This is a genomic window from Streptomyces sp. NPDC031426 (genome assembly GCF_055581585.1).
Window position 1 is genome coordinate 274,398 of the sequence record NZ_JBVIJE010000004.1, and the last position, 15,920, is coordinate 290,317.

Below are 15,920 nucleotides of genomic sequence, written 5' to 3' on the forward strand. Positions count from 1 at the left end.
TTTCATCCGTCAGTAACTGACACGTATGGAAACACTGCGCGAACGCAAGAAGCAGCGCACCCGGGAAGCGCTGCTGCGGGCCGCTCTGGAGCTGTTCACGACCCAGGGGTACGAGCACACGACCGTCGACGAGATCACCGAGGCCGTCGACGTCTCGCAGCGCACCTTCTTCCGTTACTTCGCCGGCAAGGAGGACGTGGCGTTCGCGGTCCAGGAGATGACGGAGGCGCGCTTCGTCGAGGCCGTACGCGCGCGTCCGCCGCACGAGGCGCCGCTGGAGGCCCTGCGGCAGGCGGTCCTGGAGGGCTGGGACGGGATCCGGGAGACCGTCGAGTCGGCCGTACCCGTCGAGCTGTATCTGCGCATGTACCGGACGATCGAGACGACGCCCGCGCTGCTCGCCGCCCATCTGCGTCGCTCGGCGGCCACGGAGGAGACCATCGCGCGCCTGCTGGCCGAGCGCGAGGGCGTGGACGTCGACGCCGACCCTCGACCGCGGCTGGCCGTGGCCGTGTTCGGCGCAGTGATAAGGGTCACCGAACGGCAGTGGTGCACGGGCGAGGACTTCAGTCTGGTGGCGATCCGTCAACTCACCGCGTCCTACCTCGATCAGGTGGGTTCGGCACTTATCGGGAACTGGCGCTCAAACCGAGATCGTTGACAACGCGTTCGATGCCTCGCGAAACGTGATACCTGTCACTCGGTTACCCCGAGACCCTCCCGTTCTCCTAGTGTGTCCTCCCAGTGACTTCCTTCGACACCTCCCCGCAACTGAACGTCTGGCGCGCACTGCTGGCACTGGCCGTGGTGTTCGTGATGCTCGCGACCACCGGCTGGACCGCCCTGCACAGCCACAGGGAGTCGACCGCACTGCAGGCCTCGCTCACCAAGTGGGAGCACGGCAGCATCCACGGCCTCCGGCTGCCGGATCCCAAGGCCGCACCGTCCGTGCTCAGCCGTTTCTTCGCGTCCCTCTCCCCCGAGGAGCAGGGCCGTCTCGCCCGCCGCTACCCGCTCGCGGTCGGCAACATGAACGGCGCCCCCGTGACCTTGCGCTACCGCGCCAACCACATCGCGCTGGAGCAGCAGCGCAAGGTCGAGAAGAAACGCATGCACGACAGCCGGCTCAGCGCGGCCGGACAGCAGGACGCGGGCCGCCGAATGCACCGCTACGAGGCCCTGACGAGCCCCGGCAGGCAGATCCTGGCCTTCGACCCCGAGGGCTCGGGCCGTATCGCGGAGGTGTTCGGGAACCTGGACCGGGCACAGCGGATCTCGGTCGTCGTCCCCGGTGTCGACACGGATCTGCTCACCTTCCAGAAGACCAACCGCCAGTACACCGCCCCGGTCGGCATGGCCAAGGCGCTGTACGCGGCGGAGCGCGCGCAGAGCCCCACGACCCGTACGGCCGTGATCGCCTGGGCCGACTACACCGCCCCCGACGGCCTCGGCGTGGACGCGGCCACCGGGCTGCGCGCCGCGGAGGGCGCCGTCCGGCTGAACGCGCTGCTCGGCGGCCTGCCCGGCCGCGCCCCGGTGACGACGGTCTGCCACAGCTACGGCTCCGTGGTCTGCGGGGTGGCCGCGCACGGCATGCCGCGCCGGGTGACCGACATAGCCGTGGCCGCGAGCCCCGGCATGCGGGTCTCCCGCGCCTCCCACCTGGACACCACGGCCCGGGTGTGGGCCATGCGGGACGCCAGCGACTGGATCCAGGACGTGCCGTACCTGGAGCTCGGCGGGCTCGGGCACGGCGCCGATCCGGTGTCCTCGGCGTTCGGTGCGCGCGTGCTGTCCGCCCGGGACGCACAGGGCCACGCCGGCTATTTCCAGCCCGGCACGGACAGCCTGCGCAACCTCGCCGACGTGGCCGTCGGGGCATACGACGCGGTGACGTGCGCACGCGAGAACGACCTGTGCCGGGCCGGTGTGTCCGGCAGCACCACGGCAGGACGCGCGTAGAAACAGCAGGAAGTGCGGTCTGCGCGGGTGGCGACGGAGGAGCACGTGCCGCATACGATGAGCCGCATGGGTGACGTACTGGCGGGTTTTCATGCCGTCTGGGAGTTCGAGTCCGACTCCGTGCTCATCCGTTACGAACGGGGGATTCGGACACCGAAGCTGTTCCAGGCACTCGGGGAGCGGCGGGTCCCGCTGTCCGCGGTCGAGGGCGTGACGCTCTCCCCGGGCAGGCGCGGCACCGTCGTGCTGCGGCTGCTGCCGCGCGTCGGCGCGGATCCGCTGATCGAGGCGGCGGACGGGCAGTTGAAGGAGGGCTCGGATCCGTACCGGCTGGTGCTGCCGGCCGAGCGTGAGACCCTCGCCGAGTACTACGCCGACGAACTGAAGGGGCTGTTGACCGAGTCCGGGGCCACCGAGCGGCATCTGGTGGCGGCGCCCGAGGCGCCGCTGTCGTTCAAGGCGTACGACGGCAAGGCGAGCTTCGACGGTACGGCCGTGCAGTTCCGCTGGTCGTGGACGGGGGCGTCGTCGGCGAAGTGGAAGGCCGGCGACCAGAGTTTTCCGGTCACGCAGCTGAGCGGGGTGGAGTGGCGGTCGCCGGAGGTGTTCGAGGGGCATCTGCGGCTGGTTCGCCGTGCCCCCGGCTCGGACGCGTCCCCGCAGCCCGACCAGGATCCGGCGGCCGTGGTCTTCGGGCTGGGGTACGGGCCGGTGCACGAGTCGCTGCCGTTCGCCGCGGCGGTCCTGGCGGCCGTACGCACGCGGGGGCCGGTACCCGCGGTACCGGCCCCGTCACGGCGCGACCCGGCGGACATCGCCGAACGGATCCGACATCTCGGGGAGTTGCACCAGGCCGGGTTGGTCACCGACGAGGAGTTCTCCTCGAAGAAGGCCGAACTCCTGGCGGAACTCTGAGCTACTCCCGGCCCGCGGAGGTGAACGCCATGTCCGCGTAGCGCTCGCCGGCCACCTTGGCCGCGATGTGTTCCAGTCGGGACAGTTCCTCGTCCGTCAGGACGACGGCCGTCGCGGCCACGTTCTCCGCCACCCGGCCCGGCTTGCGGGTGCCCGGGATGGGAACCACCGGGAGGGCGTCGATCGTCGCCCGCTGCTGTACCCAGGCCAGGGCGATCTGGCCGAGGGTGGCGTCGTGGGCCTCGGCGATCGCGCGGATCGGCTCCAGGAGAGCCGCGTTGGCGGTCGCGTTGGCGCCGGTGAAGCGGGGCTGGTGACGGCGGAAGTCGTCGGCCGTGAGCTCCTGTTCGGCGTGAGTGAAGGAGCCGGTGAGGAAGCCGCGGCCGAGCGGCGAGTACGGCACCAGGGCCACGCCCAGGTCCCGCGCGGCCGGTACGACCTTCGCCTCGATGTCCCGGCTGAACAGGGACCACTCCGACTGCACGGCCGCGATCGGGTGCACGGCGTGCGCGGCGCGCAGCTCGTCGGCGGTGACCTCGCTCAGCCCGAGGTGCTTGACCTTGCCCTCGCGGACCAGCTCCGCCATCGTGCCGACGGTCTCCTCGATGGGGACGTTCACATCGCGGCGGTGCATGTAGTACAGGTCGATCACATCGACGTCGAGCCGCTTCAGGCTGGCCTCGACGGCCTCGCGGATGTACGGCGCGTCATTGCGGATGATCCGCTTGGTCGGGTCGTCCTGCGGGATCGACAGGGCGAACTTGGTGGCGATGACCACCTCCTCCCGGTGCGCCGTGAAGAAGGGGGAGAGGAAGCGCTCGTTCTCCCCCGCGCCGTAGGCGTCCGCCGTGTCGTACAGCGTCACGCCCAGCTCCAGCGCCCGCTCCAGCGCGGCACGCGCCTGGCCGGCGTCCGTGGGGCCGTACGCGAAGCTCATGCCCATGCAGCCGAGGCCCTGGATGCCCACCTCCGGTCCGTTCTCGCCGAGCCGTACCGTCGGAATCCTGGCGTCGGTCATCGCGTTGTCCCCTCCATCGCGTAGAAGCTGATCTTGCGGTCGAGCACGGCGAGCGTGTCCCGCAGTTCGGCGATCCTGTTCAGCACGTCCTGGCGGGTCGACTCCAGCAGGTCCCGCCGTTCGCCGTAGGTGCTCTCGCCCTCCCGGACCAGTTCCGCGTACCGGACCATGTCCGCCACCGGCATGCCGGTCAGCCGCAGCTTGGTCACGAAGTCCAGCCAGTCCAGGTCGCGGTTGCTGTAGCGCCGCTGACCGGTGTGCGAGCGGTCGACGTGCGGCATCAGGCCGATCCGCTCGTACCAGCGCAGGGTGTGCGCGGTCAGGCCGGTGATCGCGACGACCTCGCTGATCGTGTAGTGGTCCTGGCCGTCGGGGCGTGGATGGCGTCTGGGCGGGGCGGAGCAGATGTCGGCGGGGGTCGTTCGCGCGGTGTCCGCGGGCGTCGTCTGCATCACCGTCATGGCCCCCACGCTATGGGGTTGGAGTGCACTCCAAGCAAGCGGATTCGGTAAGAAACCCGGGGACGCGGGCCGGGGCTTCTGGCTAGCGTGCGATACATGAGTCTCGTACGCCGGGCCCTGCCCGAGGATGCCATGGAAGTGCTGCGTCTGCGCCAGGTGATGATCGACTCCCTGTGGAGCGGGGGAGGCGGCGCACCGACGGACTGGCATGCCGAGTCGCTGCCGACGCTGCAGAAGCGGCTGGCCGAGCCGGACGGTGACTTCGCCGCCTTCGTCGTGGACCATCCGGACCGGCCGGGGGCGCTGGCCGCGCTGGTGGTGGGAACGCTGGAGTACCGCATCGGGAAGGCCGGGAATCCGCACGGGCGGGTCGGACACGTCTTCAGCGTCGCGACCGACCCGGACGCCCGGCGGCGGGGGTACGCGCGCGCGGCCATGGAGGAACTGCTGGCCTGGTTCCGGGAGCGTGGTGCGGGTCATGTGCTGCTGAACGCCTCCTCGGAGGCCGAGCCGCTGTACGCCTCGCTCGGCTTCAAGCGGGACCCCGACCCGTCGATGCGGCTGCTGCTGTGAGCCGCATAGGCTCGGGAGCATGTCGTTGAACAGCCTGACCAGCCCCGCGTCGATCGAGAAGTGGCCCGTCCCCACCGCGGCGGCGGGTGTCGTACGAGCCGACGGGACCGTCCTCGGGACGCACGGTCCCGTCGGGCACCGCTTTCCGCTCGCCTCGGTCACCAAGCCGCTGGCCGCGTACGCGGCGCTGGTCGCCTATGAGGAGGGCGCGATCGAGCTGGACGAGCCGGCCGGGCCGCCCGGCTCGACCGTCCGCCACCTCCTCGCGCACACCTCCGGGCTGGCCTTCGACGAGCACAGGGCGATGGCGCCGCCCGGTGAGCGCCGCCTCTACTCCAACGCCGGCTTCGAACAACTCGGGGACCACATCGCCAAGGCGACGGACATTCCGTTCGCCGAGTATCTGCGGCAGGCCGTGCTGGAGCCGCTGGGCATGACGTCCACCACACTGGAGGGCTCCCCCGCGAAGGACGGGGTGTCCACGGTGGCCGACCTGCTGCGGTTCGCGGCGGAGGTGCAGGCGCCGCGGCTGCTGGATCCGCGGACGGTCGCGGAGGCGATGAGCGTGCAGTACCCGGGGACGAAGGGCGTGCTGCCCGGGTACGGCCTCCAGAACCCGAACGACTGGGGGCTCGGCTTCGAGATCCGCGACTCCAAGTCGCCCCACTGGACGGGGAGTTCGTCCTCTCCGCGCACCTTCGGGCACTTCGGGCAGTCGGGTACGTTCCTGTGGATCGACCCCGATGCGGGAGTTGCGGGGGTCGCCCTGACGGACAGGGCGTTCGGGCCCTGGGCGATCCAGGCGTGGCCGGTGTTCACGGACGCGGTGCTGGCGGAGCTGCGAGGCTGAGGTCGCCCCCTACCCGCCCATCTCCCACATCAGCAGCTCGGTCGCCGTCACCCCCACCGCCTCCAGGCCCTCCGCCCCCGCGATCCGGGCGGAGTCCCCCGCGCCCAGTTGTTCCGTCCCCAGCCGGACCCCACCGCGCACCACATGCACGTACACGAACGCGGCGTCCGGCACCGCGGTCCGCTCCCCCGCCGCCAGGCGCCGTATGTGCAGCATCGCCCCCGCCTCCGGCACCGCGTACGGCGTGGAGTCGGCTATCCCCGGGATGATCTCGTACGACGGCTCCCCGCCGGGGTCCCGCGGCGCCAGCCACATCTGGACGAAGGTGAGCGGCGACGACCCGTCGTTGCGCTCCACGTGGCGGACGCCCGCCGCGGCGCTGAGGTGCTGGACGTCACCGGCGCGGACCTTCGTCTCCTGGCCGGTGGAGTCACGGTGGGTCAGCTCGCCCTCGACGACCCAGGTGACGATCTCGGTGTGGCTGTGCGGGTGTTCGTCGAAGCCGGCACCGGGTGCCAGCCGCTCCTCGTTGCAGGCGATGACCGCACCGAAGCGGAGGTTGCCGGGGTCGTAGTGCGGCCCGAAGGAGAAGGCGTGCCACGACTCGATCCCGGCCTCGGGCTCGCCCCCGGGGTAGCGCTCACCGGCGCGCCGTACGTCCATCACGGGCACCACCGTAGACCTCACCTGCGACCCAGCGGCACACGGTCCCGTCCCGATAAGGCAGTCTTGTCCCGTGCCCGAACCCGAATCCCACAGCAGCGAGCCCCACGCCGAACACCACGCACGCGACGTCCACCCGCACTCCGCGACCCTCAGGCGGCTGGAGAAGTCGTCCGGGTCCCTCGCCGCGCAGGCCATCGCGCGGATGGACGAGACCCTGCCGTGGTACCGGGCCATGCCCCCGGAGAACCGTTCCTGGATCGGGCTCGTGGCCCAGGCGGGCATCGCGGCCTTCACCGAGTGGTTCCGGCACCCGGACGCCCCGCAGGCGATCTCGACCGATGTCTTCGGCACCGCGCCGCGCGAGCTGACCCGGGCCATCACGCTGCGGCAGACCGTGGAGATGGTGCGGACCACCATCGAGGTCATGGAGTCGGCGATCGACGAGGTGGCCGCGCCCGGTGACGAGAGCGTGCTGCGGGAGGCGCTCCTCGTGTACGCCCGGGAGATCGCCTTCGCCACCGCGCAGGTGTACGCGCAGGCCGCCGAGGCACGCGGTGCCTGGGACGCGCGGCTGGAGTCGCTGGTCGTGAACGCCGTGCTCAGCGGGGAGGCGGACGAAGGGGCCGTCAGCCGGGCCGCCGCGCTCGGCTGGAACTCGCCGGAGCATGTGTGCGTCGTGCTCGGGACCGCGCCCGACGGGGACAGCGAACTGACCGTCGAGGCGATCCGGCGGGCCGCTCGGCACGCCAAGCTGCAGGTGCTCACCGGGGTGCTCGGGGACCGGCTCGTCGTCATCGCGGGCGGCAGCGCCAATCCGCTCGCCGTCGCCAAGTCGCTGATCGGGCCCTATGCCGCCGGGCCGGTCGTCGCGGGGCCCGTCGTGCCCGATCTGCTGGCCGCCACCCGGTCCGCGCAGGCCGCCGCCGCGGGCCTGAAGGCGTGTTCGGCCTGGCAGGACGCGCCGCGGCCGGTGCTGGCGGACGATCTCCTGCCGGAGCGCGCGATCGCGGGCGATCCGAGCGCCCGCGAGCAGTTGGTGGAGGAGATCTACAGACCTCTCGAAGAAGCCGGTTCGGCGCTGCTGGAAACCCTGAGTGTCTATCTGGAGCAGGCGAGCAGTCTGGAAGGCGCGGCCCGGATGCTCTTCGTTCACCCGAATACCGTGCGCTACCGGCTCCGACGTGTGACAGACGTCACCGGTTGGTCGCCTTCGGATGTAAGATCCGCGTTCACGCTGCGGATCGCGCTCATCCTGGGGCGTCTGGCCGACGGCGACACCCCCGCATAGCGTTTTGTCGGGGGCCCACAAAAGCCCTTCGTGTTCTTCGTCCCTGTCCCCACGGGCGGCCGTGACCGTCCCCAAGAGAGAGTGTGAGAGTGCTCGTACTCGTCGCTCCCGGCCAAGGCGCCCAGACGCCCGGCTTCCTGACTCCCTGGCTCGAACTGCCCGGCGCCGCCGACCGTGTCGCCGGCTGGTCGGACGCCATCGGACTGGACCTGGTCCACTACGGCACCCAGGCCGACGCCGACGCCATCCGTGACACCGCGGTGGCCCAGCCGCTGCTGGTCGCCGCCGGGATCCTGTCCGCCGCGGCACTGGGTGACACTGCCCCGGACGCGGTGGCCGGTCACAGCGTGGGCGAGATCACCGCCGCCGCCTTCGCGGGCGTCCTGGACGACACCGCCGCGCTGGGCCTGGTCCGCAAGCGGGGTCTGGCGATGGCCGACGCCGCCGCGGTCACCGAGACCGGCATGTCGGCGCTGCTCGGCGGCGACCCCGAGACCTCCGTCGCGCACCTGGAGAAGCTGGGCCTGACCCCGGCGAACATCAACGGCGCGGGCCAGATCGTCGCCGCGGGCACGCTGGAGCAGCTGGCCGCGCTGAACGACGACAAGCCCGAGGGCGTCCGCAAGGTCGTCCCGTTGAAGGTCGCCGGCGCCTTCCACACCCACCACATGGCTCCCGCCGTCGAGACGCTGGCCAAGGCCGCCGCGGAGCTGAACCCGGGCGACCCGAGGGTCCGTTACGTCTCCAACAAGGACGGCCGTGCCGTCGCGACCGGTGCCGAGGTGCTGGAGCGGCTGGTCGGCCAGGTCGCCAACCCCGTGCGCTGGGACCTGTGCATGGAGACCTTCAAGGAGCTGGGCGTCACCGCGCTCATCGAGGTGTGCCCGGGCGGCACCCTGACCGGCCTGGCCAAGCGGGCGCTGCCCGGCGTCACGACGCTGGCCCTGAAGACCCCCGACGATCTCGACGCGGCCCGCGCGCTCATCTCCGAGCACGCCGGCGCCTAAGGAGCCGTACATGGCGAAGATCAAGCCCAGCAAGGGCGCCCCGTATGCGCGCATCCTCGGTGTCGGCGGCTACCGGCCGACCCGGGTGGTGCCCAACGAGGTGATCCTGGAGAAGATCGACTCGTCCGACGAGTGGATCCGCTCGCGCTCCGGCATCGAGACCCGGCACTGGGCCGGTCCCGAGGAGACCGTGGCCGCGATGTCGATCGAGGCGGCCGGCAAGGCCATCGCGGACGCCGGCATCGGCGCCGAGCGGATCGGTGCCGTGGTCGTCTCGACGGTCTCGCACTTCAGCCAGACCCCGGCCGTGGCCACCGAGATCGCCGACAAGCTGGGCACTGACAAGGCCGCCGCCTTCGACATCTCGGCCGGCTGCGCGGGCTTCGGCTACGGCCTGACCCTCGCCAAGGGCATGGTGGTGGAAGGTTCCGCCGAGTACGTGCTCGTCATCGGCGTGGAGCGGCTCAGCGACCTGACCGACCTGGAGGACCGGGCCACGGCCTTCCTGTTCGGCGACGGCGCCGGGGCGGTCGTCGTCGGTCCCTCGCAGGAACCGGCCATCGGCCCGACCGTGTGGGGCTCCGAGGGCGACAAGGCCGAGACGATCAAGCAGACCGTCTCCTGGGACCGCTACCGGCTCGGCGACGTCTCCGCGCTGCCGCTCGACAGCGAGGGCAACATCAAGTTCCCCGCCATCACGCAGGAGGGCCAGGCGGTGTTCCGCTGGGCCGTGTACGAGATGGCGAAGGTCGCCCAGCAGGCGCTGGACGCGGCCGGGATCAGCCCGGAGGAGCTGGACGTCTTCATCCCGCACCAGGCCAACGTGCGGATCATCGACTCGATGGTGAAGACCCTCAAACTGCCGGAGCACGTCACGGTCGCCCGTGACATCCGCACCACCGGCAACACCTCGGCCGCCTCGATTCCGCTCGCGATGGAGCGGCTCCTGGCGACCGGGGAGGCGAAGAGCGGCGACACCGCGCTCGTCATCGGATTCGGGGCGGGTCTCGTCTACGCCGCAACGGTCGTTACCCTCCCCTAGGCACTCCGTGCCGGATCTTGGGATCGGGCACGGCAGGAATTTGCCACAAACCGTCTGGAACATCGAAGAAGGAGCGCCTGACATGGCCGCCACTCAGGAAGAGATCGTCGCCGGTCTCGCCGAGATCGTGAACGAGATCGCCGGGATCCCCACCGAGGACGTCCAGCTGGACAAGTCCTTCACCGACGACCTGGACGTCGACTCGCTGTCCATGGTCGAGGTCGTCGTCGCCGCCGAGGAGCGGTTCGACGTGAAGATCCCGGACGAGGACGTCAAGAACCTCAAGACCGTCGGTGACGCGACCGACTACATCCTCAAGCACCAGGGCTGAGTCACCTCTTAGGCCCCAGGCTGCAAGGCCCCGCCACCCGGCGGTGGCGCCGTAGAATCCCGCATCCGTTGGAGAAAGAATTCCCGTGAGCCCGACCAATCGCACCGTGGTCGTCACCGGTATCGGCGCAACCACACCGCTGGGTGGCGACGCAGCTTCGTTCTGGGAGGCCCTGCTCGCCGGCAAGTCCGGTGTCAGCCTCCTGGAGCAGGAGTGGGCGGCCGACCTGCCGGTCCGCATCGCCGCGCAGATCGCCGTCGAGCCCGGCGAGATCATCCCCCGGCCGCAGGCCCGCAAGCTGGACCGCTCGGCGCAGTTCGCGCTGATCGCCGCTCAGGAGGCCTGGAAGGACGCCGGTTTCACCGCCAGGGCCGGTGAGGACGCGTCCGTGAACCCCGACCGTCTCGGTGCGGTCATCGCCTCCGGCATCGGCGGCGTGACGACGCTTCTGGACCAGTACGACATCCTCAAGGACAAGGGCGTACGCCGCGTCTCCCCGCACACCGTGCCGATGCTGATGCCCAACTCCCCGGCGGCCAACGTCGGCATCGAGCTGGGTGCCCGCGCCGGTGTGCACACCCCCGTCTCGGCCTGCGCCTCGGGCGCGGAGGCCATCGGGTACGCGATCGAGATGATCCGCACCGGGCGTGCGGACGTGGTCGTGGCCGGTGGTACCGAGGCCGCCATCCACCCGCTGCCGATCGCCGCGTTCGGCAACATGATGGCGATGTCCAAGAACAACGACGACCCGCAGGGCGCCTCCCGTCCCTACGACGCCGGCCGTGACGGCTTCGTGCTCGGTGAGGGCGCCGGCGTGATCGTTCTGGAGTCCGAGGAGCACGCCAAGGCCCGCGGCGCCCGGATCTACGTCGAGGCGGTCGGCCAGGGCATCTCCGCCGACAGCCACCACATCACCCAGCCGGAGCCGTCGGGCAACGGCATCGCGCACGCGCTGCAGAACCTGCTCGACACCACGGATCTGAAGCCGGCCGAGGTCGTGCACGTGAACGCGCACGCCACGTCGACGCCGCAGGGTGACGTGGCCGAGATCAAGGCGCTGCGCAAGGTGTTCGGCGACGACGTCGACCACATGGCGATCTCCGCCACGAAGTCGATGACCGGTCACCTGCTGGGCGGCGCCGGTGGCATCGAGACCGTGGCGTCGATCCTGGCGCTGGTCAACCGCACGGCTCCGCCGACCATCAACATCGGCGAGCTCGACCCCGAGGTGAACGCGGACGTCGTGCGCGACGAGGTGCGTGCGCTGCCCGAGGGCCGTATCGCCGTGCTGAACGACTCGTTCGGGTTCGGTGGGCACAACGTGGTCCTGGCGTTCCGGACGATCTGAGTACGCGAGAGGGGGCCCCTGCCGATCGGCAGGGGCCCCCTCTCATGCCCGGATACTTGAAGATCCAGGTAGGAAGACTCACACCACCTGGTGCAGCCAGCGGACCGGGGCGCCCTCGCCGGCGTATCTGAACGGTTCCAGCTCGTCGTCCCACGGCTTGCCCAGGAGCTTGGCGATCTCTGCTTCCAGGTCGGTCTCGTCGCGCTGGGAGCGGGTCAGGGCGGCGCGCAGGCGGTCCTCGGGAATGAGGATGTCGCCGTGGAGGCCGGTGACGGCGTGGAAGATGCCGAGGTCGGGGGTGCAGCTGTAACGCTCGCCCTCGGCGGTCGGGCAGGGCTCGGCGGTGACCTCGAAGCGGAGCAGGTGCCAGCCACGCAGCGCGGAGGCCAGCTTGGAGGCCGTACCGGCCTCGCCCTGCCAGGAGAACTCCGAGCGCCAGGTGCCGGGGGCCGCGGGCTGCCGGATCCAGTCGAGGTTGACGCGCGTGCCGAGCACCCCGGCGACGGCCCACTCGACGTGCGGGCACAGCGCGCGCGGCGCGGAGTGCACGTACAGAACTCCACGTGTCGTCACCGGAACCTCCGGGCAGAGCGGGACATCTTGCGGACTGGCTGGCGGCAGCGGCCCGACGGCCGCGTTGATGGCGAGGCTACCCTGCGGCGGTGCAAGGAGTGTGACGTACCGTCGGTCCCGGTGTCAGGAAACCCCCGCCATTCACCCAGGGGGACGCTTGTACGGGGGTGCTCCGTTCCAGGACGCCCGGTCGGGAACCCTCGCGCGTTGTTATGAGAGGGAGCACATACGAACACCCGGGGGCACCGGGTTCGACGACGAGGGGATCAGCAGGGGATGCGGAAGCCGAGCAGCCGTGGGCACGCCGCTCTCGCGGTCGTGGCGGCCGCCGTGCTGGGCGTCGCCGGGTGCGACGCCGGGGGCGGGAGCGCGCCCGCGTCGGAGGGCACCAAGGCGCGCGCGGCCAGACCCGCGCCGGTGTGGAACCGCAGCCCCGGCTCGATCGCCGCGGTCGGCGACTCCATCACCCGCGGCTTCGACGCGTGCACGGTGCTGTCGGACTGCCCCGAGGTGTCCTGGGCGACCGGCAGCGACGCGCAGGTGGACAGCCTGGCGGTGCGGCTGCTCGGGGTCACCGGCGCGGCGGAGCGCAGCTGGAACTACGCGGTGACCGGCGCCCGGATGGCGGACCTGCCCGAGCAGATGGCACAGGCGGCGGCGCGCGGCCCGGAGCTGGTGACGGTGATGGTGGGCGCGAACGACGCCTGCCGGTCCTCGGCGCGGGCGATGACCTCGGTGGCCGACTTCCGCGCGGACTTCGAGGAGGCGCTGCACACCCTGCGCGCGGCATCGCCGAAGACCCAGGTGTACGTCGCGAGCGTGCCGAACCTGAAGCGGCTGTGGTCGCAGGGGCGGACCAATCCGCTGGGCAAGGAGGTGTGGAAGCTCGGCATCTGCCCGTCGATGCTGTCCGACGCGGACGATCTGACCAACGCGGCCGTGCTCCGCCGGGACCGGGTGCAGCAGCGGGTGGTGCAGTACAACAAGGTGCTGAAGGACGTCTGCGCCAAGGACAGCCGCTGCCGCTTCGACAACAACGCGGTCTACGACTACAGCTTCGGCACCGACCAGCTCAGCCACTGGGACTGGTTCCACCCCAGCAGGGACGGTCAGGCACGGCTCGCGTCGATCGCGTACCGGACGATCACCGCCGCCAATCCGGTTGCCTAGAACACTCCTCGCCTACTGTTTTCCACATGAGCGAACTTTTCGGCACACTGTCCGACGGCACGGAGGTCCACCGCTGGACGCTGGAGCGTGGCGGGACACGCGTGGAGGTCCTGACGTACGGCGGGATCGTGCGGTCGCTCCAGGTGCCGGACCGGGAGGGCCGGACGGCGGACGTGGTGCTCGGCTTCCCGGACCTGGACGGCTATCTCACCCACCCGGAGCCGTACCTCGGCGCCCTGATCGGCCGGTACGCCAACCGGATCGCGCACGCCCGCTTCCCGCTGGACGGCTCGGTCTACGCCCTGGAGCCGAACGACGGCCCGAACTGCCTGCACGGTGGCGTGCTCGGCTTCGACAAGCGGGTGTGGGGTGCGGAGCCCGTCGAGCACGGGGTACGGCTGAGCCGGACGAGCCCGCACGGCGAGGAGGGCTTCCCGGGCCGCCTGGACCTGTCGGCGACCTACACCCTGGACGCGTCCGGTGCGCTGCGGATCGCCTACGAGGCGTTCACGGACGCGCCGACCATGATCAACATCACCAACCACAGCTACTTCAACCTGGCCGGAGCGGGTCATGCGGGCGGGCACGAACTGCGGCTCGCCGCCTCCCGTTTCACCCCGGTCGACGCCGGCCTGATCCCGACGGGCACCCTGGAGGGCGTCACCGGATCCCGGTTCGACTTCCGCACCTCCCGCAAGGTCGGCTCGGGTTACGACCACAACTTCGTCCTGGACAAGGGCGTGACCTCCGCCCCGGAAGAGGTCGCCGAACTCCACGACCCGGCGTCCGGCCGCACCCTGACCGTGGCGACGACCGAGCCGGGCCTCCAGCTCTACACCGCCGACCACCTGAGCGAACCCTTCGCCCCGGGCGACGGCATCGCCCTGGAGACCCAGCACTTCCCGGACTCCCCGAACCGCCCGGAGTTCCCGAGCACGGTGCTCAGGCCGGGCGAGGTGTTCCGCTCGGAGACGGTGTACGGGTTCGGGGTCCGCTAGCGCGTCTCGCCCCTCATCCGCCTGGCCGCCCTGCCCAGCAGGGACATCGCGGCTCCGCAGATCAACAGCGTGCAGCCACCGGCCACCACCGGCCCGACGGCGCCGCCCTTGATGCCCTCACCGGTGAGGTCGTGGCCGGCATCAGCGCACCGAAGCCCAGCAGGGCCGGCCCGGCGAGCGCCGCGACGAATTCGAGGGGCTTTTCGGTGAGGCCAGATCACGCTGGGCGGGGGTGGGGTTCGGATCCAGCCGCATCCGGCCCTCCCCGACGTGCTGGGCGGGGAGCTGGGGGGACTGCTGGGGCGGATACGGCTGCTGGTACTGCGGCGGCTGCCCGTACGGCCCCGGCTGCCGGCCTGGATATACGATGTCTCTCCCCGTGCCGTGTCCGGTGTCTTCCGGTGTTCGCGGGCCGGGAGTCTGCTACTACGGGCCCGGAGGCGACGAGCCCCGGCCCAGGGGTCAGGTCCCGGGCCGGGGCTGCTCATGGGGGACTTGTCCCGGATCAGACGTTAATCGGCGCGGTGCGCCTGCGGTCCGGGATCGAGCGTCCGGCGCTGATCTCGTACGAACCCTTCACAAACGCCCACGCGTTCGCCGTCTCGTCCCAGGTCCCGAAGGCGCGGCGCGGCAGGGCGACGGTCACCTCGACGCTCTCGCCGGGCCGGGCGCCCGGGGTCGGGCTCGGCCGGGAGAGGTAGACCTGGACGACCTCGCGGCCGGGCCGCTCACCGGTGTTGCGGAGGCGGATGCGCGCGGTGGTGCCGTCGAGGTCCAGGGAGTCGTAGGTCCAGTCGGTGTAGCCGAGGCCGTGGCCGAAGGGGTAGGCGGGGGTGCGGCCGGCCTGCTCCCAGGCGCGGTAGCCCGGCCACGGTGCCGTTCGGCTGCAGGGGCAGGGCCGCGTTCTCGTTGCGGACCAGGACGAAGGAGCGGCGGGCGATCTCGCGGGCCAGTTCGGTGACGACGGGCTCGACACCGGACAGGATCCCGACGCGGGCGGCGAGGCGCAGCACGCGCCGTACGGCCGCGTCGACGGTGGTCTCGGCGACCTTGCCGTCCCGGAGTGCCTGCGCGAGGGCCTCGCCGTGGACGGTCCGCGGCCCGGGCATGGCCACGTCGAGGCCGCCTTCAATGGCGCCGACGGTGTCCCGGGCGGCCATCCAGTCCAAGACGTTGCAGCCTGCCGTTGATCGTGTTGTTGGTGGTCATGACGCCCCAGGGGCGGGCGCCCGCGACGATGGCCACGGCGGCGGTGCTGCGCACCGAGTACGGCGACCGCCTGCCGAACGGCCTCACCCCCGAACGCACCCCCTCCCTGCGGTTCTTCTCAGGAGGGTTGTACGGCCGCCACGACCTCCACCTCCACCTGCGCCTCCGGGCGGAACAGTCGTGGCACTTCGAAGGTCATGCTCGTCGGCGGGGTCCCCGTGAGGAACTTCCGCCGTACGGTGCCGTATTCGTCGAGCTTGCTGATGTCGGTCAGATAGGTGCGGATGTTGATGACGTCCGCGAGGCTCGCGCCGTGCGCCTTGAGCAGGGCGTCGATCGTCTCGAAGACGCCCCGGGTCTGCTCGGCCAGGGTGGCGCCCTCGGCGATCTGGCCCGAGAGGAACAACAGGGCGCTGCCGTCGGCGTGTTCGACGCGGGCCACCTGGGAGTAGTAGGGGCTCAGGGGCTGCGGTGCGGAGGCGGGGCTGTTCAGGGTGATCTGCACGGGG

Annotated in this window: 18 protein-coding genes and 1 pseudogene; 12 read left to right on the forward strand and 7 right to left on the reverse strand. The window is 71.1% G+C overall.

Annotation, left to right across the window (positions count from 1 at the left end; all coding sequences use genetic code 11):
* Window positions 1–25 precede the first annotated feature (25 nt).
* From ACZ5NH_RS09495 to ACZ5NH_RS09505, 3 genes are all read left to right on the forward strand, one after another.
* Window positions 26–661 (forward strand): TetR family transcriptional regulator, encoded by a 636-nt coding sequence (locus ACZ5NH_RS09495; RefSeq protein ID WP_388621936.1) that lies wholly within the window; start codon window positions 26–28, stop codon window positions 659–661.
* A gap of 83 nt (window positions 662–744) precedes the next feature.
* Window positions 745–1,962, forward strand: a complete 1,218-nt coding sequence (locus tag ACZ5NH_RS09500; protein WP_468773854.1) for an alpha/beta hydrolase — start codon at window positions 745–747, stop codon at window positions 1,960–1,962.
* Window positions 1,963–2,028: 66 nt separating this feature from the next.
* Window positions 2,029–2,877 carry a DUF4429 domain-containing protein gene (locus tag ACZ5NH_RS09505; RefSeq protein ID WP_388621939.1) on the forward strand — a complete coding sequence of 283 codons (849 nt, stop codon included), beginning with the start codon at window positions 2,029–2,031 and terminating at the stop codon, window positions 2,875–2,877.
* A 1-nt stretch (window position 2,878) separates the two neighbouring features.
* Here the strand turns inward: ACZ5NH_RS09505 and ACZ5NH_RS09510 are convergent, their stop codons facing one another.
* Together ACZ5NH_RS09510 and ACZ5NH_RS09515 are read right to left on the reverse strand one after the other, a co-directional pair.
* The gene (locus ACZ5NH_RS09510) at window positions 2,879–3,895 is read right to left on the reverse strand and encodes an aldo/keto reductase (RefSeq protein ID WP_468773857.1); all 1,017 of its coding nucleotides are present in this window, start codon (window positions 3,893–3,895) and stop codon (window positions 2,879–2,881) included.
* Window positions 3,892–4,356 carry a MerR family transcriptional regulator gene (locus tag ACZ5NH_RS09515; protein ID WP_451551955.1) on the reverse strand — a complete coding sequence of 155 codons (465 nt, stop codon included), beginning with the start codon at window positions 4,354–4,356 and terminating at the stop codon, window positions 3,892–3,894. The genes ACZ5NH_RS09510 and ACZ5NH_RS09515 overlap by 4 nt, the downstream gene beginning before the upstream one ends.
* Window positions 4,357–4,452: 96 nt before the next feature.
* Between ACZ5NH_RS09515 and ACZ5NH_RS09520 the strand changes: the two genes are divergently transcribed.
* Window positions 4,453–4,929, forward strand: coding sequence for a GNAT family N-acetyltransferase (locus tag ACZ5NH_RS09520; protein WP_388621944.1), 477 nt, complete (start codon window positions 4,453–4,455; stop codon window positions 4,927–4,929).
* Between the two features lie 19 nt (window positions 4,930–4,948).
* On the forward strand, window positions 4,949–5,779 hold the full coding sequence (locus tag ACZ5NH_RS09525; protein WP_468773859.1) for a serine hydrolase domain-containing protein: 831 nt from the start codon (window positions 4,949–4,951) through the stop codon (window positions 5,777–5,779).
* Between the two features lie 9 nt (window positions 5,780–5,788).
* Here the strand turns inward: ACZ5NH_RS09525 and ACZ5NH_RS09530 are convergent, their stop codons facing one another.
* On the reverse strand, window positions 5,789–6,442 hold the full coding sequence (locus tag ACZ5NH_RS09530; RefSeq protein ID WP_468774231.1) for a pirin family protein: 654 nt from the start codon (window positions 6,440–6,442) through the stop codon (window positions 5,789–5,791).
* Window positions 6,443–6,515: 73 nt separating this feature from the next.
* Here ACZ5NH_RS09530 and fasR point away from each other — a divergent pair, with 73 nt between their 5' ends.
* The 5 genes from fasR to fabF all read left to right on the forward strand — a co-directional run bounded on the left by fasR (window position 6,516) and on the right by fabF (window position 11,461).
* On the forward strand, window positions 6,516–7,733 hold the full coding sequence (gene fasR / locus ACZ5NH_RS09535) for a fatty acid biosynthesis transcriptional regulator FasR (protein WP_468773861.1): 1,218 nt from the start codon (window positions 6,516–6,518) through the stop codon (window positions 7,731–7,733).
* A gap of 89 nt (window positions 7,734–7,822) precedes the next feature.
* Window positions 7,823–8,740, forward strand: a complete 918-nt coding sequence (locus ACZ5NH_RS09540) for an ACP S-malonyltransferase (protein ID WP_450980957.1) — start codon at window positions 7,823–7,825, stop codon at window positions 8,738–8,740.
* Between the two features lie 10 nt (window positions 8,741–8,750).
* The gene (locus ACZ5NH_RS09545) at window positions 8,751–9,782 is read left to right on the forward strand and encodes a beta-ketoacyl-ACP synthase 3 (RefSeq protein ID WP_468773864.1); all 1,032 of its coding nucleotides are present in this window, start codon (window positions 8,751–8,753) and stop codon (window positions 9,780–9,782) included.
* 82 nt (window positions 9,783–9,864) lie between these two features.
* On the forward strand, window positions 9,865–10,113 hold the full coding sequence (locus ACZ5NH_RS09550) for an acyl carrier protein (RefSeq protein ID WP_135785772.1): 249 nt from the start codon (window positions 9,865–9,867) through the stop codon (window positions 10,111–10,113).
* An 85-nt stretch (window positions 10,114–10,198) separates the two neighbouring features.
* Window positions 10,199–11,461 carry a beta-ketoacyl-ACP synthase II gene (gene fabF, locus ACZ5NH_RS09555; protein ID WP_388621953.1) on the forward strand — a complete coding sequence of 421 codons (1,263 nt, stop codon included), beginning with the start codon at window positions 10,199–10,201 and terminating at the stop codon, window positions 11,459–11,461.
* A gap of 78 nt (window positions 11,462–11,539) precedes the next feature.
* Here fabF and ACZ5NH_RS09560 read toward each other — a convergent pair whose 3' ends face one another.
* Window positions 11,540–12,034, reverse strand: a complete 495-nt coding sequence (locus ACZ5NH_RS09560) for a DUF3145 domain-containing protein (RefSeq protein WP_388621955.1) — start codon at window positions 12,032–12,034, stop codon at window positions 11,540–11,542.
* 276 nt (window positions 12,035–12,310) lie between these two features.
* Between ACZ5NH_RS09560 and ACZ5NH_RS09565 the strand changes: the two genes are divergently transcribed.
* Window positions 12,311–13,204 (forward strand): SGNH/GDSL hydrolase family protein, encoded by an 894-nt coding sequence (locus ACZ5NH_RS09565; RefSeq protein WP_468773867.1) that lies wholly within the window; start codon window positions 12,311–12,313, stop codon window positions 13,202–13,204.
* A 26-nt stretch (window positions 13,205–13,230) separates the two neighbouring features.
* Window positions 13,231–14,202 carry an aldose epimerase family protein gene (locus ACZ5NH_RS09570; RefSeq protein ID WP_468773869.1) on the forward strand — a complete coding sequence of 324 codons (972 nt, stop codon included), beginning with the start codon at window positions 13,231–13,233 and terminating at the stop codon, window positions 14,200–14,202.
* Between the two features lie 505 nt (window positions 14,203–14,707).
* On the opposite strand, the gene ACZ5NH_RS09575 is transcribed toward ACZ5NH_RS09570, so the two are convergent.
* The 3 genes and pseudogenes from ACZ5NH_RS09575 to ACZ5NH_RS09585 form a co-directional block, all read right to left on the reverse strand.
* Window positions 14,708–15,178, reverse strand: coding sequence for a fibronectin type III-like domain-contianing protein (locus ACZ5NH_RS09575; protein ID WP_468773871.1), 471 nt, complete (start codon window positions 15,176–15,178; stop codon window positions 14,708–14,710).
* Window positions 15,069–15,441 (reverse strand): annotated as a pseudogene (locus ACZ5NH_RS09580) (glycosyl hydrolase); the annotation flags it as partial. The pseudogene ACZ5NH_RS09580 and the gene ACZ5NH_RS09575, both read right to left, overlap by 110 nt.
* A gap of 88 nt (window positions 15,442–15,529) precedes the next feature.
* Window positions 15,530–15,916: a RidA family protein gene (locus tag ACZ5NH_RS09585; RefSeq protein ID WP_388621960.1), complete on the reverse strand. Its 387-nt coding sequence runs from the start codon at window positions 15,914–15,916 to the stop codon at window positions 15,530–15,532.
* Between the last annotated feature and the right edge of the window lie 4 nt (window positions 15,917–15,920).